The sequence below is a fragment of the Goodfellowiella coeruleoviolacea genome (assembly GCF_024171785.1).
Taxonomy (GTDB): Bacteria; Actinomycetota; Actinomycetes; order Mycobacteriales; family Pseudonocardiaceae; genus Goodfellowiella; species Goodfellowiella coeruleoviolacea.
This window is the reverse complement of record NZ_JAMTCK010000006.1, coordinates 362,400-379,789: the sequence shown is the minus strand read 5'-3', so window position 1 is coordinate 379,789 and position 17,390 is coordinate 362,400. Positions and strand designations below refer to the sequence as shown.

General features: G+C 72.0%; 16 protein-coding genes. 15 read left to right on the top strand and 1 reads right to left on the bottom strand.

All coding sequences use genetic code 11. The features are described 5' to 3' along the window. The first annotated feature begins 485 nt into the window (after positions 1–485). From LX83_RS15595 to LX83_RS15585, 3 genes are all read left to right on the top strand, one after another. Positions 486–1,448, top strand: coding sequence for an ABC transporter ATP-binding protein (locus tag LX83_RS15595; RefSeq protein WP_253771858.1), 963 nt, complete (start codon positions 486–488; stop codon positions 1,446–1,448). 4 nt (positions 1,449–1,452) lie between these two features. Then, entirely contained in the window at positions 1,453–2,214 is a 762-nt protein-coding gene (locus tag LX83_RS15590; protein WP_253771857.1) for a hypothetical protein, read from the top strand. A gap of 437 nt (positions 2,215–2,651) precedes the next feature. Beyond that, positions 2,652–3,167 carry a hypothetical protein gene (locus LX83_RS15585; RefSeq protein ID WP_253771856.1) on the top strand — a complete coding sequence of 172 codons (516 nt, stop codon included), beginning with the start codon at positions 2,652–2,654 and terminating at the stop codon, positions 3,165–3,167. 81 nt (positions 3,168–3,248) lie between these two features. Here the strand turns inward: LX83_RS15585 and LX83_RS15580 are convergent, their stop codons facing one another. Further along, on the bottom strand, positions 3,249–4,259 hold the full coding sequence (locus LX83_RS15580) for an amidohydrolase family protein (RefSeq protein WP_253771855.1): 1,011 nt from the start codon (positions 4,257–4,259) through the stop codon (positions 3,249–3,251). Between the two features lie 56 nt (positions 4,260–4,315). On the opposite strand from LX83_RS15580, the gene LX83_RS15575 reads away from it, so the two are divergent. The 12 genes from LX83_RS15575 (at position 4,316) to LX83_RS15520 (ending at position 17,390) form a co-directional block, all read left to right on the top strand. Then, positions 4,316–4,798 (top strand): MarR family winged helix-turn-helix transcriptional regulator, encoded by a 483-nt coding sequence (locus LX83_RS15575; protein WP_253771854.1) that lies wholly within the window; start codon positions 4,316–4,318, stop codon positions 4,796–4,798. A gap of 243 nt (positions 4,799–5,041) precedes the next feature. Continuing rightward, a complete protein-coding gene (gene trmB, locus LX83_RS15570) occupies positions 5,042–5,677 on the top strand; it encodes a tRNA (guanosine(46)-N7)-methyltransferase TrmB (protein WP_456356010.1) in 636 nt (211 codons plus the stop codon). Positions 5,678–6,073: 396 nt separating this feature from the next. After that, positions 6,074–7,303: a sensor histidine kinase gene (locus LX83_RS15565; protein WP_253771852.1), complete on the top strand. Its 1,230-nt coding sequence runs from the start codon at positions 6,074–6,076 to the stop codon at positions 7,301–7,303. Positions 7,304–7,439: 136 nt separating this feature from the next. Next, positions 7,440–8,606 carry a VanZ family protein gene (locus LX83_RS15560; RefSeq protein ID WP_253771850.1) on the top strand — a complete coding sequence of 389 codons (1,167 nt, stop codon included), beginning with the start codon at positions 7,440–7,442 and terminating at the stop codon, positions 8,604–8,606. 99 nt (positions 8,607–8,705) lie between these two features. Further along, positions 8,706–9,107: a hypothetical protein gene (locus LX83_RS15555; RefSeq protein ID WP_253771847.1), complete on the top strand. Its 402-nt coding sequence runs from the start codon at positions 8,706–8,708 to the stop codon at positions 9,105–9,107. Between the two features lie 309 nt (positions 9,108–9,416). Further along, positions 9,417–11,999, top strand: coding sequence for an ATP-dependent chaperone ClpB (gene clpB / locus LX83_RS15550; RefSeq protein WP_253771845.1), 2,583 nt, complete (start codon positions 9,417–9,419; stop codon positions 11,997–11,999). A gap of 319 nt (positions 12,000–12,318) precedes the next feature. Next, positions 12,319–13,002 (top strand): type III secretion system chaperone family protein, encoded by a 684-nt coding sequence (locus LX83_RS15545; protein WP_253771843.1) that lies wholly within the window; start codon positions 12,319–12,321, stop codon positions 13,000–13,002. Positions 13,003–13,025: 23 nt separating this feature from the next. Then, positions 13,026–13,805, top strand: a complete 780-nt coding sequence (locus tag LX83_RS15540; protein ID WP_253771841.1) for an SDR family NAD(P)-dependent oxidoreductase — start codon at positions 13,026–13,028, stop codon at positions 13,803–13,805. A gap of 432 nt (positions 13,806–14,237) precedes the next feature. Next, positions 14,238–14,828 carry an orotate phosphoribosyltransferase gene (gene pyrE, locus LX83_RS15535; RefSeq protein WP_253771839.1) on the top strand — a complete coding sequence of 197 codons (591 nt, stop codon included), beginning with the start codon at positions 14,238–14,240 and terminating at the stop codon, positions 14,826–14,828. 327 nt (positions 14,829–15,155) lie between these two features. After that, a complete protein-coding gene (locus LX83_RS15530; protein ID WP_253771837.1) occupies positions 15,156–15,548 on the top strand; it encodes a DUF2784 domain-containing protein in 393 nt (130 codons plus the stop codon). Beyond that, entirely contained in the window at positions 15,505–16,158 is a 654-nt protein-coding gene (locus LX83_RS15525) for a TrmH family RNA methyltransferase (RefSeq protein WP_253771835.1), read from the top strand. The genes LX83_RS15530 and LX83_RS15525 overlap by 44 nt, the downstream gene beginning before the upstream one ends. Positions 16,159–16,199: 41 nt before the next feature. After that, positions 16,200–17,390, top strand: coding sequence for a glycoside hydrolase family 76 protein (locus LX83_RS15520; RefSeq protein ID WP_253771833.1), 1,191 nt, complete (start codon positions 16,200–16,202; stop codon positions 17,388–17,390).

Genomic DNA, 17,390 nt, shown 5'->3' with positions numbered 1-17,390 from the left:
TGGCGCCTGCTTCCGGCAACGACCAGTCTCGGAACAGGTGACGTGCCACCCCGCAAATACCTACTCGTGGCGTAACCACCACTCGCCAAACGCCTCACCACGGGGTGATCACCCATCCCCCATTCCCGCGAGTCGGGACTTCGCGCAGCGCGTGTTGCACGTTCGCGCACCGCCACCCAGGTGTCTCAACACCCACACGAGTGAGACCGGGGCACGGGGTGTGTCGGGGGTGGGTTCACCCGAACGGGCCTGCGTGAGATGTCAACTCGGGGGGTTTGCAAAGTCGACTCGCGCGGGTGTGGTGGGGAAATCAGGGGTGAGGTCAGGGGGATCACGGATCTGGTCATCCCCGGGGATGAGCGACCGTAGTCCCGCAGGGGGGCCGTGACCGTAGACCACGGGCCGATGTGCCCACGACACGACCACGGGCACTGTGGTGTGGCGCGGTGACACGGCTGCGAGCAGTCAGGGGACGAGGAGCGACGATGATCGAGGCAGTGGGCCTCACCAAGCACTACGGCAGGACGGTGGCCGTGGACAACCTCTCGTTCACGGTCAAACCCGGGCGGGTCACCGGATTCCTCGGGCCCAACGGCGCTGGCAAGTCCACCACCATGCGGATGATCCTGGGGCTGGACCGGCCCACCGCGGGGCAGGTGCTCATCGACGGCACGCCGTACCGGGACCTGCGCCGGCCGCTCACCACGGTGGGCGCGCTGCTGGACGCCAAGTGGGTGCACCCCAACCGGTCGGCGCGCGCCCACCTGCGCTGGCTGGCCAAGTCCAACCGGCTGCCCGAACGCCGGGTGGCCGAGGTGCTCGACCAGGTCGGCCTGACCAAGGTGGCCGGCCGCCGCGCCGGCGGGTTCTCCCTGGGCATGGCGCAGCGGCTGGGCATTGCCGCCGCCCTGCTCGGCGACCCCAAGGTGCTGCTGTTCGACGAACCGGTCAACGGCCTCGACCCCGAGGGCATCCTGTGGATCAGGCAGTTCATGCAGGGGCTCGCGGCCGAGGGGCGCACCGTGCTGGTGTCCAGCCACCTGCTCTCCGAGATGGCGCTCACCGCCCAGGACCTGGTGGTCATCGGCCGGGGCCGGCTGATCGCCCAGTCCAGCACCGCCGAGTTCGTCGAGCGGGCCACGGAGAACACCGTGCGGGTGCGCAGCCCGCAGTTGGACCGGCTGCGCGTGCTGATCGAGCAGCGGGGGCACGCCGTGCGCGAGGACGACGGCGCACTGGTCGTGGCCGAGGCCACCAGCGAGCAGATCGGCGAGATCGCCGGTGCGGCCGGGGTGGTGCTGCACGAGCTGAGCCCGCAGCGCGGCTCGCTGGAGCAGGCGTTCATGCAGCTGACCGGGGACTCCGTGGAGTACCGCACCGAACTGGGCAACGGACTGAACGAGATCGTCGCCGGCACCGACCAGCGGCTCGTGTCGGCAGGTAGGTGAACCGATGACTCTGCTCGCTGTCGAACGCATCAAGTTGTTCTCCACCCGCTCGCCGTGGCTGTGCGTGCTGCTGGCGCTCGGGCTGACCGTGGGCTTCGCCGGGCTGCTGAGCCTGAACGCCCCGGCCGACTACCTCACCGTGTCGGCCACCCAGGCCGGCTACCAGTTCGGGCTGATGGTCATGATGGTGATGGCCGCGCTGGCGATCACCACCGAGTACCGCTTCGGCACCATCCGCGCCACGTTCCAGGCGGTGCCCAACCGCACGGCCGCGTTGCTGGCCAAGACCGTGCTGGTGACCGTGCTCGCCGGACTGATCGGCGAGATCGCGGCGTTCGGGTCGTGGGGCGTGGCCACGGTGTTGCAGCCGGACGTGGACCTGGCGCTGCACACCGAGCAGCAGTGGCGCAACGTGGCCGGGGTCGGCCTGGTGTTCGCGTTCGGGGCGGTCGCCTCGGTCGGGGTCGGCCTGCTGATCCGGCACAGCGCGGGCGCGCTCTCGGTGCTGCTGTTGTTCCCGATGCTGGTGGAAGAGCTGGTTCAGTTGATTCCCCGGGTGGGCAACGACATCCACGACTGGATGCCGTTCGTGAACGCCGAGCGGTTCCTCACCGGAAATCCGGCTGACGGTTCGGCGGTGTCGGATGGAATGTCGGCGATGCCGGCCCCGCCGTTGAGCCCGTGGGGATCGATGGCCTACTTCGCGGCCGCCACCATCGCGGTGTTGGTCGCGGGACTGGTGGTGGCGAACCGCCGGGACGCCTGACCGTCCACTTGAGACGACCGGGGAGCAGCCCGGTCCAACCGCGGGGGAATCGAGTCCGGGCCACCGTTTCGGGGGGTGGCCCGGACTCCTCGTGTGCGCGCTCTGGTCACCGAAAACGGTGTGGGGCAGCGCACAACAAAATGCGTCGAGAGTTTGTTACTTCCTCACCCGTTAGTGCGGATGGCGTAAGAGATGCGTGAAGGAGACGTGAACTCCGGCACAGCGGCATGACATTACCGGCGGAAAGCGCTCATATCGAACCTGACACGAGCGTTCGGCCCCAGCACAGCGCCGTGGTTCGGTGTGCTGGACGTTCAGATCGACGTCACATCCGCCGTCTGGAACCCGTATGGAGGTGAACCATGACGGTGCTCGATCCGAACCTGGCAACCGACTCTCCGCTGTCGGTGCCGCCACAACGAAAAGACTGGGTGCGGGTGGAACCGATTGTGGGCCTGGAGTGGTCCCGCGCCCTGGAACCGTCCGGTGACATCGGACTGGCCACCTGCCCCGCCGACACCCGCCGCGCCTGGATCCACCAGGCGCACGAGGACCAGGTCCGCGCGCTGTACCGGGCGGTGCTCAGGGTGGACGCCAGAGCGCGCGCCCCGTGGTGGGTGCGGGCGCTCGACTCCGGCCGGCTGGCCTCGCGCGCCGCCGGCTTCGCGGTGGAGGACCAGGTCAACGGCCTGCTCGCGATCCGCCCCGGCTGGGTGTACGTGCCGGGCACCGGCTACGGCGAGGACGGCTACTGGGAGTTCGTCCCCTCGGAGAGCGGGCTCACCGGGCCGATGGCCCCCACCACCGTGCAACTGACCGACGCGCACGACGGCTGGGTCGAGATCGTCCCGGCCCACCTGGGCGAGATCGCGCCCACCCCGCGCTGGCTGGACGGCGTGGCCGAACTCGGCGCCAGACTCGACGAGGTGGAGGCCGTCGACCAGCCCGACTGACGGGTGGCATCCGCTGACGGTGTTCACCAGCTCAGGGGCGCCCGCCCGGCCGTGCGCGGCCGGTGCCGCCGACCGGGCGCCTCAGCCGGCCGAGGCCAGCCGGGGGAACAGCTGCTCGGCCGTGCCGCGCTCGATCGCCTGCCGGGTTTCGGCGTCCAGGTCGTGGGCGTCCAGCTGCCCGGTGAAGAACTCGACCGCCGCGGTGGGCGCGTAGGGCCAGTCGCTGCCGTAGAGCACGTGGTCCGGCGCGGCGAAGGCCAGCAGGCTGGGCAGGCTGACCGGGCTGGCGGTCAGCGCCGTGTCAAAGTAGAACCTGCGCAGTTCGGCGAGGGTGTCCTCGGGTGAGTGCCCGCCGGCCATGCTGAGCGTGGCCGCGATCCGGAAGGCGGCGTAGGGCACGAAACCACCGCCGTGCGACAGGATCACCTTCAGGTCGGGGTGCCGGCTGAGCGTGTGCGTCCTGGCCAGGTTCACCGCCGCCCTGGTGGTGTCCAGCAGGAAGTCCACGACGTAGTCCGGCACCCCCGGACCGGACCCCCCGGGCAGCGCTCCCGGGTGGACGAACACCACGGCGCCGCGCCGGCCCAGCTCGGCCATGAGCGGCTCGAACTCGGGATCACCCAGGTAGCGGCCGTTGCTGTTGGCCAGCAGCACCACGCCGTCAGCGTCCAGTTCGTCCAGTGCGTGGGCGGCCTCGGCCAGTGCACCGTCCACATCGGGCAGGGGGAGCGTGGCGAAGAAGCCGAACCGGTCCGGCCGCCCGGCCCTGCGCTCGGCGGCGAACTCGTTGACCCGCCTGGCCCATGTCCGCGCCTCGGCGTCGTCTCCGAAGTGGACACCCGGGGTGGACACGGACAGCACCGCGGTCTGGATGCCCTGATCGTCCATCACCGCCAGCGCCTCGGATTCCGTCCACTGCGGAATAGGAAGCCCGCCGGCCGCCCAACCGGCGTCGAGCAGGTGGGCGCGGTAGTCGGGCGGGACGACGTGGCTGTGGGTGTCCACGCGATGCGTGTTGGCCCTCGGGGTGTCGGCGCTGGGGGTGTCGGCGCTGGAGCTGCTGGCGCTGGGGGTGTCGATGCGGTGTGCCACGGGAACCCCTTTCAAAGCTAACCTTTAGCTAGCTAACAAAGGTTAGGTTAGGAGCCGTGGCAGCAAAGTCAAGTGATCCGGTGGGCGAGCGGACGCCGTCCACCGCCGACCCGCAGTTCGCGGCGTTCGCCCAAGCCGCCGACGCGCTGTTCACCGCGGCCAGGCGCAGCCGGGGCCGGCTGGCCGGCCGGAGTCAGCCCGCGCTGTCCCTGTCCCAGGTGCTGCTCCTGGCGGCACTGGCCGAGCACGCCGAGCTGAGCGTGAGCCAGCTCGCCGACCAGGCCGGCGTGGCCGTGCCCACCGCCACCCGCATGCTCAAGCAGCTGGAGCGCGACGGCATCGTCACCCGCACCCGGTCCACCGCGGACGAGCGCCGGGTGAGCGTCAGCCTGACCGAACACGGCAGCGCCCTGCTCACCGCGCACCACGACCAGCTGCGCGCCGAACAGCTGCGCGCCTTCCAGGAGATCGAACCCGACCAACGCCAGTTGACCATCGAGCTGATGCGCCGGCTGACCGCCCTGATCGACGCGGTCTGACCCGCTGGGCGCGGGCGGAGTCGGGGTGCTGTTCCGCGGATCGGCACCTGGTGGGCGGGGCCGCGAACCGGATGAGAAGGTGGGGGAGTCCACCCCGACCGCCCCCGGACACCGGAGGTCACCGGGCATGCCCGGCGGTCGGTGACGTCACCTCGGATGGCAGGCTCGACACCCGTGAACCCGACCGACCAACGTCCACCACATCACCGCACGGTAGTCAGTTACGTCCAGCGCGGCGAGCGCATGACCGTCGGCCAGCAGCGCGCCTGGGACCGGCACTGGGCCCAGCTCGGCCGGGAGGTCACGGAACTGCCCGCCGGTCCGCTGGACCTGGACGGCTGGTTCGGGCGGTCCGCCCCGGTGCTGTTGGAGATCGGGTCGGGGATGGGGGAGACCACGGCGGCGCTGGCCTCGGCCGAACCCGAGGTCAACTACCTGGCCGTGGAGGTCTACAAGCCGGGACTGGCCCAGCTGCTGCTGCGCGCCGAACAGCTCGGGCTGCGCAACCTGCGGCTGCTGCGCGGCGACGCGGTCACCCTGCTCACCGAGCACGTGCCGCCGGCCACCCTGGCCGGGGTGCGGATCTTCTTCCCCGACCCGTGGCCCAAGAAGCGGCACCACAAGCGCCGGCTGGTGCAGCCGGGGTTCATCGCGCTGGTCGCGTCCAGGCTGGCCCCGGGCGGGCTGCTGCACCTGGCCACGGACTGGGAGAACTACGCCGAGCAGATGCTGGCGGTGTGCTCGGCCGAGCCGCTGCTGCGCAACCGCTACGCCGACTGGGCGCCTCGGCCGGACTGGCGTCCGGTGACCAAGTTCGAACGCCGCGCCCAGGAAGAGGAGCGGACCAGCCACGACCTGATGTTCGAGCGGGTTGGCTGATCGGCCCACCGGACCCAGGACCGGCGCAACCGCTGTGCGCGGCCACGACCGGTCAGTCCACCGGCGCGGCCTCGCACAGGCCCGACTCGGCGAGCGGCCCGCCCAGCGCCATCAGCACGATCAGGCCCAACCCCGGCAGTGCGCCGACCCAGCTCAGCACGGTGTCGATCACGGTGTCCCTCCTCGGTTCGGTGGCCCCGACCGCGGTGGCCGGTGCTCGGTGCGTTGGCCACACCAGAGTCGGTCACCGGCACGTCATCGGGCATCGCCCGCAGGGCCGGTCCGCCCGGGTCGCGGGTCAGCCCTGTGGTTGACCCGCGACCAGACCGAGGTCGGACCCGGCCCGCGACCCAACGCCGACGCGCCGGCCAGCGGCGCCGCCTACTGTCTTCAGCCGTGAACAGCACCTACCTGGGTTGGCGGGCCCTGGGCCGGCGGCAGTGGCCACTCGTGTTGGCGCTGCTGGTCCTGCTCGGGGTCGAGCTGATGACCTGGCCGACGGCGCTGCACGCCGAACGCCTGTGGGTGCTGCCCGGTGTCCTGGTCGTCTCCGCGCTGGCCGTGCTGTCCCCGCGCCGCCCGTTCGACGCGAGCCTGTCGGCGGGGGCGGCCCTGGTCGTCTCGACCGCGCTGTGCCGGGTGATGAACGCCCCGGTGGTGGACAGCCTGTGGGGGCTGACCCCCACCGAGCTGGGCGCGCTGATGGCGCTGGTCGCCATCCTGGTGCGCCAGGAGTCGGCCTGGCGCGCGGTGTTCGGGGTGGTCGCGGTGGTCGTCGGGGTGGGTGTGGTGTGCGCGTTCCGGCCCAGCTACTTCGACCGGTTCGTGCCCGCCGAGTTCTCCGGCGCCTACGCCGGGTTCGACCTCTCGGAGCTGCTGAACGGCGGCGCGCTGCTGGTGGTCTCGCTGGGCACCGGCCTGTACTTCCGCGCCAGGGACCGGGACCGGGCGCGCGCCGTGGCCGCCGAGGTGGCCAAGGCGCAGCAGGACGAGCGGATGGCCCTGGCCAGGGAGCTGCACGACGTGGTCGCGCACTACGTCACCGGGATCGTGGTGCACGCCCAGGGCGCGCAGGCCATCGCCGAGGTGAACCCGGCGGCCGCCGGTGAGGTGCTGCCGGTGATCGCCACCAGCGGCACCGAGGCGCTGGCCGCGATGCGCCGGCTGGTCGGCACCCTGCGCGGTACCGAACCCGCCGCGCCGGGCGAGGACGCGCCAGCGCCCCACGACGATCTGGCCGCCGACCTGCGGGCCACCGTCGAGCGGGCGCGCGGCGCGGGACAGCCGGCCGAGCTGACCGTGGACCTGGCCGAGCCGGTGCCCAGGGAGCTGAGCCGGTCGGTGCTGCGCATCGTGCAGGAGTCGCTGACCAACTCCGGCAAGCACGCGGTCGGCGCCACCCGGGTCGACGTGGTGGTGACCGCCCGGGACGGCAAGGTCGACCTGCGGATCACCGACAACGGCCGCGGCCAGCAGCACGACCCGGCCGGCGGGTCCGGCGGCTACGGCCTGGTCGGCATGCGGGAGCGGGCCGCCCTGCTGGGTGGCCGGTTCGACGCCGGCGCCGCGACCGGCGGCGGCTGGCAGGTGCACGTCGAACTGCCCATCGGCCAGCGCGCCCCCTGACCGCCCGCGCTCACCGCTACCGCACACCGCCCGGGAAACCCACCGCGCGGGCCGGCTGACCGCCCGGCCCGGCGCGCCGCCCTGCCCTGCCCTGTTCTGCCCTGCCCGCGTGAGTTGGAGAATCGGGAAACCCGAGATGGCCACCGCATACCTGGACAACATCCGCACCGGCCTGATCACCTTCCTCGGTGTTGGCTTCGCCCTGGTGCTGCCCGTCATCGGGGTGCACTACCTGCGCTACGGGCGGGTCGAGCCGCGCCGGTCGCTGGTGCTCTACGCCCTGATGGCCTACGGGATCGTCACCGCGGCCCTGGTGTTCCTGCCCTTCCCGGATCCGGCCACGGTCTGCCACGGCCAGCAGACCGTGCAGCCGTGGCCGCTGCAGTGGATCAGCGACCTGAACACCGAACTGGCCAAGCACGGCCGGTCGGGGGTGGTGGCCGTGCTGACCTCCAACGCCGTGCTCCAGGTGGCGTTCAACGTCGTGCTGTTCGCGCCGCTGGGCGTGTTCCTGCGGCGGGCGTTCGGCCGAGGGCTGGGCTGGGCGGCGGCCGCCGGGTTCACCGCCTCGCTGCTGGTGGAGATCACCCAGTTGACCGGCAACTTCGGCATGTACGAGTGCGCCTACCGGATCTTCGACGTGGACGACCTGATGGCGAACACCCTGGGGGCGGTGCTGGGCTGGCTGGTCGCGCCCGTGTGCGTGTTCGTGCCGCGACTGCGGCCGCTGACCCACGTCAAGGCGCTGCCGAACGCGGTGGGCGTGCCGCGCAAGTGCTTCGCCCTGCTGGCCGACGTGCTGCTGGCCACGCTGCTGGGTGAGCTGGTGTCCGAGGACGACGCGCTGTCCACCCTGCTGGTCCTGGTGCTGTTCCGGGTGTTGATGCCCGCGCTGACCGGCGGCTGGACCCCGGGCGGGTGGCTGCTGCGGTTCCAGTTGCGGCGGGTTGACGGTGACCGCGCCGGACTGGCCCGCATCGCACTGCACGAGGCGTTGGGACCGGTGGGCCTGGTGGTGCTGGCGTTGCCGTCGTTGGTCGCGGTGTCGCTGTGGCCGCCGCTGCTCCTGCCGACCCTGGCGCTGGACGGGCTGGCCCTGATGTTCGTGGGGCTGGGCTGGGTGGTGGTTCCCGCGTTCCGCCGCGACCAGCGCGGCTGGTCGGAGCTGCTGGCCGGGCTGCGCGCGGTGCGCGCGTCCCCAGGCCGCGCGGCTCGACCGGCTCAGCCGGCTCAGCCGGCTCGACCGGCTCAGCTGGCTCGGACAGCGCCGCCGACCACCCGGCCGAGGCCACCACGACCGTGAACAGGTCGGCACTCTCCGTGGCGGGCATACCCTGAGCGGGGGTAGTGATGGGCCTGTTCGGTTGAGCCGCACTACGCCATCTGTCGCATAGTGGACGGCGTGAGTCGTACGACGCGGGACGTGCTGGCGCTGGCCGGGCTGCTGGCCGTCCTGGCCGCCGCCGGTGTGGTGGCCATGCGGGCGCTGCAGTCGCTGCCCGGTCCCGCGCTGCGCCCCCAGCAGCAGGTCGCGGTGCTGGTCGACGCCGCAGGGGAGGACGGCACCCTGCGACTGCGCACGCTGCACCCGGTGACCGTGACCTCGGCCGGGTCCAGCCAGCAGGTGCCGGCGGGCACCGTGCTGGAGACCAGCGTGGCCGTGCTGGCCGGGGACGAGGCCGAGCCCGCGCCGGTCGCGGGCAGCCACCTCACCTGTGAGCTGCGGATGAGCACCCCGGCCGGCAAGCCGGCCCTGGTCGACGTGGCCGGCTGCCAACCAGCCGACGTCAACCAGAACTCCTGACCCGCCCCTCCCGCGAGCTGTCTTTGCAAACCCCGCGAGTTGCACGTTCACGCAGGGCCATGTGGGTGACGCGGCGGTGTCGCGCCCCGCTCGCGTGCCGGGGCCGTGCCGGTCGGGCGGGGCCGTCGTCCCAGGCGGCTCGGTGGGGGTGGATCACCACATGCGGTGAACTGTGTGACGGCCATCACGGGGTTGCGCTAGGTTGAGCGGAACACGCTCAACTTTTCTGACGTTGTTCTTGGTGACTGCCAGGCGTGTGCGGGCGAGCGCGGTGCCTGCCGGCCGCGACGACGTGCGATGAGGTGAAGGATGGACGCTTTCAACCCGACCACCAAGACTCAGCAGGCGGTTTCCTCGGCGGTGCAGGCCGCCACGGTGGCCGGCCACCCGGACGTGCGGCCGGAACACCTGCTCGGGGCGCTGCTCGCGCAGACCGAGGGCCTGGCCGCGCCGCTGCTCTCGGCCGTCGGCGCGGACCCGGGCCAGGTGCGCAAGGAACTCGACCAGCTCGTCAGGGCGCTGCCCGCGGCCTCCGGCGCCACCGTGTCCGCGCCGCAGTTCTCCCGCGAGACCGGGCGGGTGCTCGCCTCGGCCCAGCAGCTGGCCAGCGAGATCGGTGACGAGTACGTCTCCACCGAGCACCTGCTGGTCGGGCTGGCCAGCCACGGCGGGACCGTCGCCGACCTGCTGCGCCGGCACGGCGCCACCGCCGAGGCACTGCGCGAGGCGTTCACCAAGGTCCGCGGCTCGGCCCGGGTCACAACCCCCGACCCCGAGGACACCTACCAGGCGCTGCAGAAGTACGGCGTCGACCTGACCGAGCGGGCCAGGGGCGGCGCGCTGGACCCGGTGATCGGCCGGGACGCCGAGATCCGCCGCGTGGTGCAGGTGCTGTCCCGCCGCACCAAGAACAACCCGGTGCTCATCGGCGAGCCGGGCGTGGGCAAGACCGCCATCGTCGAGGGCCTTGCCCAGCGCATCGTGGCCGGCGACGTGCCGGAGTCGTTGCGCGGCAAGCGGGTCGTGGCGCTGGACCTGGGGTCGATGGTGGCCGGCGCCAAGTACCGGGGCGAGTTCGAGGAACGGCTCAAGGCGGTGCTCAAGGAGATCACCGACTCGGCCGGCCAGGTGATCACGTTCATCGACGAGCTGCACACCATCGTCGGCGCCGGCGCCACCGGGGAGAGCGCCATGGACGCGGGCAACATGATCAAGCCCATGCTGGCCAGGGGCGAACTGCGCATGGTCGGCGCGACCACGCTGGACGAGTACCGCGAGCACATCGAGAAGGACCCGGCCCTGGAGCGGCGGTTCCAGCAGGTGCTGGTGGGCGAACCGAGCGTCGAGGACACCATCGGCATCCTGCGCGGGCTCAAGGAGCGCTACGAGGTGCACCACGGCGTGCGCATCACCGACACCGCGCTGGTCGCCGCGGCGTCGCTGTCCGACCGTTACATCACCGCGCGCTTCCTGCCGGACAAGGCGATCGACCTGGTCGACGAGGCGGCGTCGCGGCTGCGCATGGAGATCGACTCGCGCCCGGTGGAGATCGACGAGGTCGAGCGGGCCGTGCGGCGGCTGGAGATCGAGGAGATGGCGCTGGCCAAGGAGAGCGACCCCGCCTCGCGGGAGCGGCTGGCCGCGCTGCGCGCCGAACTCGCGGAGAAGCGCGAGGAACTGTCCGGGCTGACCGCCCGCTGGCAGAACGAGAAGGGCTCGATCGACAAGGTCCGCGCCCTCAAGGAACAGCTGGAGCAGCTGCGCGGCGAGTCCGACCGGGCCGAGCGCGACGGCGACCTCGGTCGCGCAGCCGAACTGCGCTACGGCCGGATTCCCGCGCTGGAGAAGGAACTCGACGCGGCCACGCAGTCCACACAGGACCGTGAGGTGATGCTCAAGGAGGAGGTCGGCCCGGACGACGTGGCCGACGTGGTCAGCGCGTGGACCGGCATCCCGGCCGGGCGGCTGCTGGAGGGCGAGACCGCCAAGCTGCTGCGCATGGAGGACACCCTCGGCCAGCGGGTGGTCGGCCAGGACGAGGCCGTGCGCGCGGTCTCCGACGCGGTGCGCCGGGCGCGCGCCGGCGTCGCCGACCCGGACCGGCCCACCGGGTCCTTCCTGTTCCTCGGGCCCACCGGGGTCGGCAAGACCGAGCTGGCCAAGGCGCTGGCCGAGTTCCTGTTCGACGACGAGCGGGCGATGATCCGCATCGACATGAGCGAGTACGCCGAGAAGCACTCGGTGGCCAGGCTGGTCGGGGCGCCGCCCGGGTACGTCGGCTACGACCAGGGCGGCCAGCTGACCGAGGCGGTGCGGCGCCGGCCGTACGCGGTGGTGCTGCTCGACGAGGTGGAAAAGGCCCACCCGGACGTCTTCGACGTGCTGTTGCAGGTGCTCGACGACGGCCGGCTGACCGACGGCCAGGGGCGCACCGTCGACTTCCGCAACACCATCCTGGTGCTGACCTCCAACCTCGGCTCGCAGCTCACCGCCGACATCACCATGGGCGACGAGCAGCGCAAGGACGCGGTCATGGCCGTGGTGCGCGGGCACTTCAAGCCGGAGTTCCTCAACCGCCTCGACGACGTGGTGGTCTTCCACGCGCTGACCACCGAGGAACTCACGTCCATTGTGGACATTCAGGTGGACAGGCTGGCCCGGCGGCTGGCCGCGCGGCGGCTGCACCTCGACGTCACCCCGGCGGCCCGGGAATGGCTGGCGCTCACCGGTTTCGACCCGGTCTACGGGGCGCGCCCGCTGCGCCGGCAGGTGCAGACCGCCATCGGCGACCAGCTGGCCAAGGAGTTGCTCGCCGGGGAGATCCGGGACGGCGACACGGTCCGGGTGGACGTCGTCGACGACAGCTCCGGGCTGATCGTCGGCAAGGCCTGACCCCCCACCTGGCCGGGCTGCCCGGCCGGCCCGCCGAGCCGGCCGGAAACCCCGGGTGGGCCGGGAAGCGCCCGGCCCACCCGCCAGCCCTCCCCGCCGGATCCCCATGCCGGCCCACCGCATCGGTCCCACCAGGGAAAACCAGCGGTGGGCCGGCGATCGCGGTGGTGGCTACGCCACCGGGGAGATCACCGGAGCGTGGTTGTCGTGCACTGGCCGTGACTCCACCGGTGCCGGGGAGGTAACAGCTTGATCTGTTCGTGCGAACAAGCCCGTTCTTGATCTTCGCCGGGACGGTTCACCCGGCTACCCTCGATGCGTGGGCATACCGGCGTGGGTCTTCTTCACCGTTGCCGCGATCGCTGGGGTGGCGGGGTTCATCCTGCTCGCCACGGATCGGGCGCAGAGATCCGCTCGGAACCGCGAGCGGCGGCGGTGGGCCGCGCTGCGCGGGTGGCAGTTCGAGGAGACCGACCACGTCCTGCCCACCCGCTGGAACGGTGGCGCGATCGCCTACTACGGCACCGGGGTGGCCAAGGACGTGGTGGCCGGCTCCACGTTCACCGCGGACGGCCGCCGCCAGGTCTACGTGTTCGACCACGAGAACAACGGCAAGGTCAACTCCGTGGTGGCCGGCGTGCGCTGCCGCCGGGAGCTGCCGGTCATCGTCGAACTGTGGTTGCCCAGCGTGCCCTTCCAGCGGGACCAGATGCCCGACCTGCTCGGCCCGGTGGGCCAGCGCTACGCGTTCGTCTCCGACCTGGCCGAGGCGCGCCGGCTGATCACCCCCGACCTGGTCGAGGCGGCCGAGGAGATCGGCGGCGACGTCACCGTGGTCTGGCTGGAGGACGACTGGGTGGTGGCCGCGGCGCCGCCGAACTCCAGCCCCGCCCGGCTCGAACGGCTGCTGCGCGACCTGGGTGAACTGGCCGACGTGGTCGACCCGTTCCACGCCGAGAGCGACACCGACACCGAGGGCGAGGTCTACCGCTCCTCGCAGTGAGCGGCGGCAGTAGCGTTTGCGCCATGCCAACCGCGCTCGTCACCGGACCCACCGCAGGACTCGGCGCCGCCTTCGCCCGGCGCCTGGCCGCCGAGGGGTACGACATGGTGCTCGTCGCCCGCGATCTGACCCGCCTGCACGCGCTTGCCGCGGAGCTGCGTGACCGACACGGGGTGGATGTGGAGGTGCTGCGCGCCGACCTGGCCGACGCCGAGCAGCGTCTCCAGGTGGAAGTTCGGCTGAGGGCGTCGGACCGACCGGTCGACCTGCTGGTCAACAACGCCGGGATCGGCCTGTCCGGGCAGGTGTGGTCCACCGGTGTCAGGTCGCTCCAGGCCCAGTTGGACATCAACGTGACCAGCGTGCTGCGGCTGACCTGGGCGGTGTTGCCGGGCATGCTGGAGCGGGGACACGGCGCGGTGATCAACGTCGCCAGCGTGGCCGCGTTCGTCCCCGGTGGCGGCTCGACCTACAACCCCAGCAAGGCGTGGGTGGTCTCGTTCTCCGAGGGCCTGGCCAGTGCCGTCGCCGACCAGGGGGTGCGGGTGCTGGCGCTGTGCCCCGGGTTCGTCCGCACCGAGTTCCACCAGCGCGCCAAGCTGGACATGAGCGCGCTGCCGGCGCCGCTGTGGCTGGACGCCACCCAGGTGGTCCACGAGTGCCTGGCCGACCTGCGGCGGGGACGTGTGGTGTCGGTGCCGGGCATGCAGTACAAGCTGCTGATGGGGTTGATCCGGGTGCTGCCGAGGCCGCTGCTGCGCCGGATCACCGCCAAGTTCGCGACGGCGCGCGATCGTACCTGAACCGGCCGGATCGCCGCCCGAGTTGTCCACAGCCCGCCGGAGTTGTCCACAGGTTCGGAAAACTTCTCCGGTGACCGGTTCTGCCCGCCGGTTCTCGATAGGCTGGCCAGGGGCCGTCCCCCCGGAGAGGGTGGGGGCTGGAGTGGTTGGCTGAAGTGGTTGGCGGGAATGGCCGGCTGGAGCGGTCGGTGGGGCGGCCGGCTGGAGCGGTTGGTTGGGGCGGTTGTGAGTTTCGCCGAACTGGTCCGCATCACCGGGGGCACGCCCGTCGACGTCACCTGATCCCGTGTGCCGCGCCGCCGCAGCTGTCATCCGCGGCAGTCGTCTTCAGCCGCCTCCAGCCGGTGTCAGCGGCCGTCGCTGGTGGCCGTCGCCCAGCCGGCGGACGTCGGGTTCGCGCCGGTCAGCGGGCGTGAGCGGGTGTCGGCGGGTATGAGAGGCTGGCGACTTGTGCGAGACGTAGTCGTTGTCGATGCCGCCGCCAAGGCGGAGCTTGCCCGTCTGGTGAGCGAGTTGGCCGTGGTGCGCGGTCGCGTGGTGTTGTCCTCCGGAGCCGAGGCCGACTACTACGTGGACCTGCGGCGGGCCACGCTGCACCACTCGGCGGCGCCACTGATCGGCCGGCTGCTGCGGCAGCTCACCGCCGACTGGGACTATGTCGCGGCCGGTGGGCTGACCCTCGGCGCGGACCCGGTGGCCTGCGCGATGATGCACGCCGCCGCGGCCGAGGGCCAGGTGCTGGACGCGTTCGTGGTCCGCAAGTCCACCAAGCAGCACGGCCTGCAGCGGCGCATCGAGGGGATCGAGGTCGCCGGGCAGCCGGTGCTGGCCGTGGAGGACACCTCCACCACCGGGGGCAGTGTGCTCACCGCGGTGGAGGCGCTGCGCGAGGCCGGCGCCCACGTGGTCGGGGTGGCCACGGTGGTGGACCGGGACACCGGGGCCAGGGAGGCCATCGAGGCCGCCGGGCTGCCCTACCGCCACCTGCTGGACCTCGCCGACATCGGACTCGCCGAGCGGTAGGGCGTGCACCGAAGTCGTCGTTCGGTCAGGGAACGGCGCGAGCCGGGCGGATGGCTCTGCCACCCGCCCTTGCCCCACCCGGCGCTGACCAGCGCCGCAACCACCGACACCGGCCGGGTCGGGTGGTGCGCGAACCCCGGCACCCCCGCCCGGCCCGACCCGCCGGAACCCGGTGACAGCCGCGGCCGGTGGGGCGGCCAGCGCCCTGGAACACCGCTGAAGTGCGCGCGACGCGCTGCCCGCGTGCGGCGAACAGAGTGAGGTTTTCGACAGACATGGCCCGCACAACCCTCTCGGGTCGGCATATTCTGGCCTGGGGAGGTCACCATGATCGCACAGTCGCTGGTCGTGATCACGACAGCGGTGCACTTCGCCGTGCTCGGGTTCATCGTGTTCGGCGGGTTCCTCGCCTGGCGCTGGCGCGGTCTGTTCTACGCGCACCTGGCGCTGGCCGCCTGGGGGCTGCTGGTGATCACCTTCCCGGTGGCCTGCCCGCTGACCTCGCTGGAGAACCTGTTCCGCCGCCAGGCGGGCCTGCCCGAGCTGGGGCCCAGCGGGTTCATCGACACCTACATCGACGGCGTGTGGTACCCGGAGCAGTACGGGCGGGTCGTCCAGGTCGTGGTGGCCGCGCTCGTGCTCACCTCCTGGATCGGCCTCTACCTCAGGAGGCGTGGTGACCGAGGAGCCAGTCGGTCCCACGGAGTGGGGGCCAGCTGAACCGGTCGGCGTCGGACCGTGGGAAGGCCCGTGGCCCACGGACGAGCGCTACGACCCGGAACTGCTGGCCGGCGGCGACCGCCGCAACGTGGTGGACGCCTACCGGTACTGGCGGCGCGAGGCCGTGGTGGCCGACCTGGACCGGCGGCGGCACGACTTCCACGTCGCCATCGAGAACTTCCAGCACGACCACAACATCGGCACGGTGGTGCGCACCGCCAACGCGTTCGCGGCCAAGGCCGTGCACATCGTGGGCCGGCGGCGGTGGAACCGGCGCGGCGCCATGGTCACCGACCGCTACCAGCACGTGCTGCACCACCCGGACGTGACCGCACTGCTGGACTACGCCGCGGCCGAGGACCTGACCGTGGTGGCCGTGGACAACACACCGGGGTCCCGGCCGATCGAGCGCACCCCGCTGCCGGCCCGCTGCCTGCTGCTGTTCGGCCAGGAGGGACCCGGGCTGACCGAGCAGGCCCGCCAGGGCGCGGCCGTGGTGGTCTCCATCGCCCAGTTCGGGTCGACCCGGTCGATCAACGCGGGGGTCGCGGCCGGCATCGTGATGCACGCCTGGGTGCGTCAGCACGCCGATCTCGACACGGCCTGGTGATTCAACGAGCGTGAGAACGATCTAGTGCGCACCATGTGCCCGTGACCGACCAGAAGCCAGGTGCGGAGGTTCCCCACAACCCAGGTGCCAGCTCCAGGTTGTTGGCAGCCAGGGCCCGGGTGGCCGAGCGCGGTATCGAGACCAGGCACCTCCGCAGGATGTGGGGACTGCCCACGACCACGCTCGGGCTGACCAGGTGGCCGCCGGGGCTGACCGACCGGCTGCGCCTGCGGTGGAGCTACTGGTGGCAGGCCCAGCTGCTGGACTGCCTGGTGGACGCGCAGATGCGGGCGCCGACCCAGACCAGGTGGACCAGGATCGCCAACCTGACCCGTTCGATCCGGCTGCGCAACCTGGGCAGCTGGACCAACGAGTACTACGACGACATGGCCTGGCTGGGGCTGGCGCTGGCCAGGGCGGGCAAGGAGATCGGGCTGCGCCGCCCGGACGCGCTCAACGTGATCGTCGCCCAGTTGCGCGACGCCTGGTCCGACCACGGCGGGGGCGGCATCTGGTGGCGCCGCGACGACGACTTCAAGAACGCGCCGGCCAACGGGCCCACGGCCATCCTGTTCACCCGGCTCGCCGCCGACGGCGGGGACCCCACCGACCTGCGCCGCGCCGAGGCCATCGTCGACTGGATGGAGCAGCACCTGCTCGACCGGGAGACCGGCCTGATCTTCGACGGGCTGCACGTCACCGAGTCCGGTGAGGTGCGCGAGGTCGAACGCACCGTCTACACCTACTGCCAGGGCGTGTTCCTCGGCGCCTGCATGGAGCTGGCCCGGGTGCACGGCACCCCGCAGTGGCTGGACCGGGCCGAACGCACCGTCACCGCGGTCGCCACCCACCTGACCACCATCGGCGGGGTGCTGCGCGGTCAGGGCGGCGGGGACGGCGGGCTGTTCGCCGGCATCCTGGCCCGCTACCTGACCCAGGCGGCGATCATGCTGGTGTCCCTGGCCCCGGACCGGACCGCGCTGGCCAGCCGGGCCGCCGAGCTGGTCTACAACTCGGCCGAGGCACTGTGGAAGAACCGGACCGTGGCGCCGGGTGGCCCGCTGTTCGGCCCGGACTTCAACCAGCCGGCCCTGACCCCCGGCACCCTGGGCGCCCGGGCGGAACTGCCGGAACGCGACCTGTCCGTGCAACTGGGCGGCTGGATGGTGATGGAGGCGGCCGCCCAACTGGAGCGCAGCGGTGATTTTCCCCGCCCACTGCACCGCCGCTGA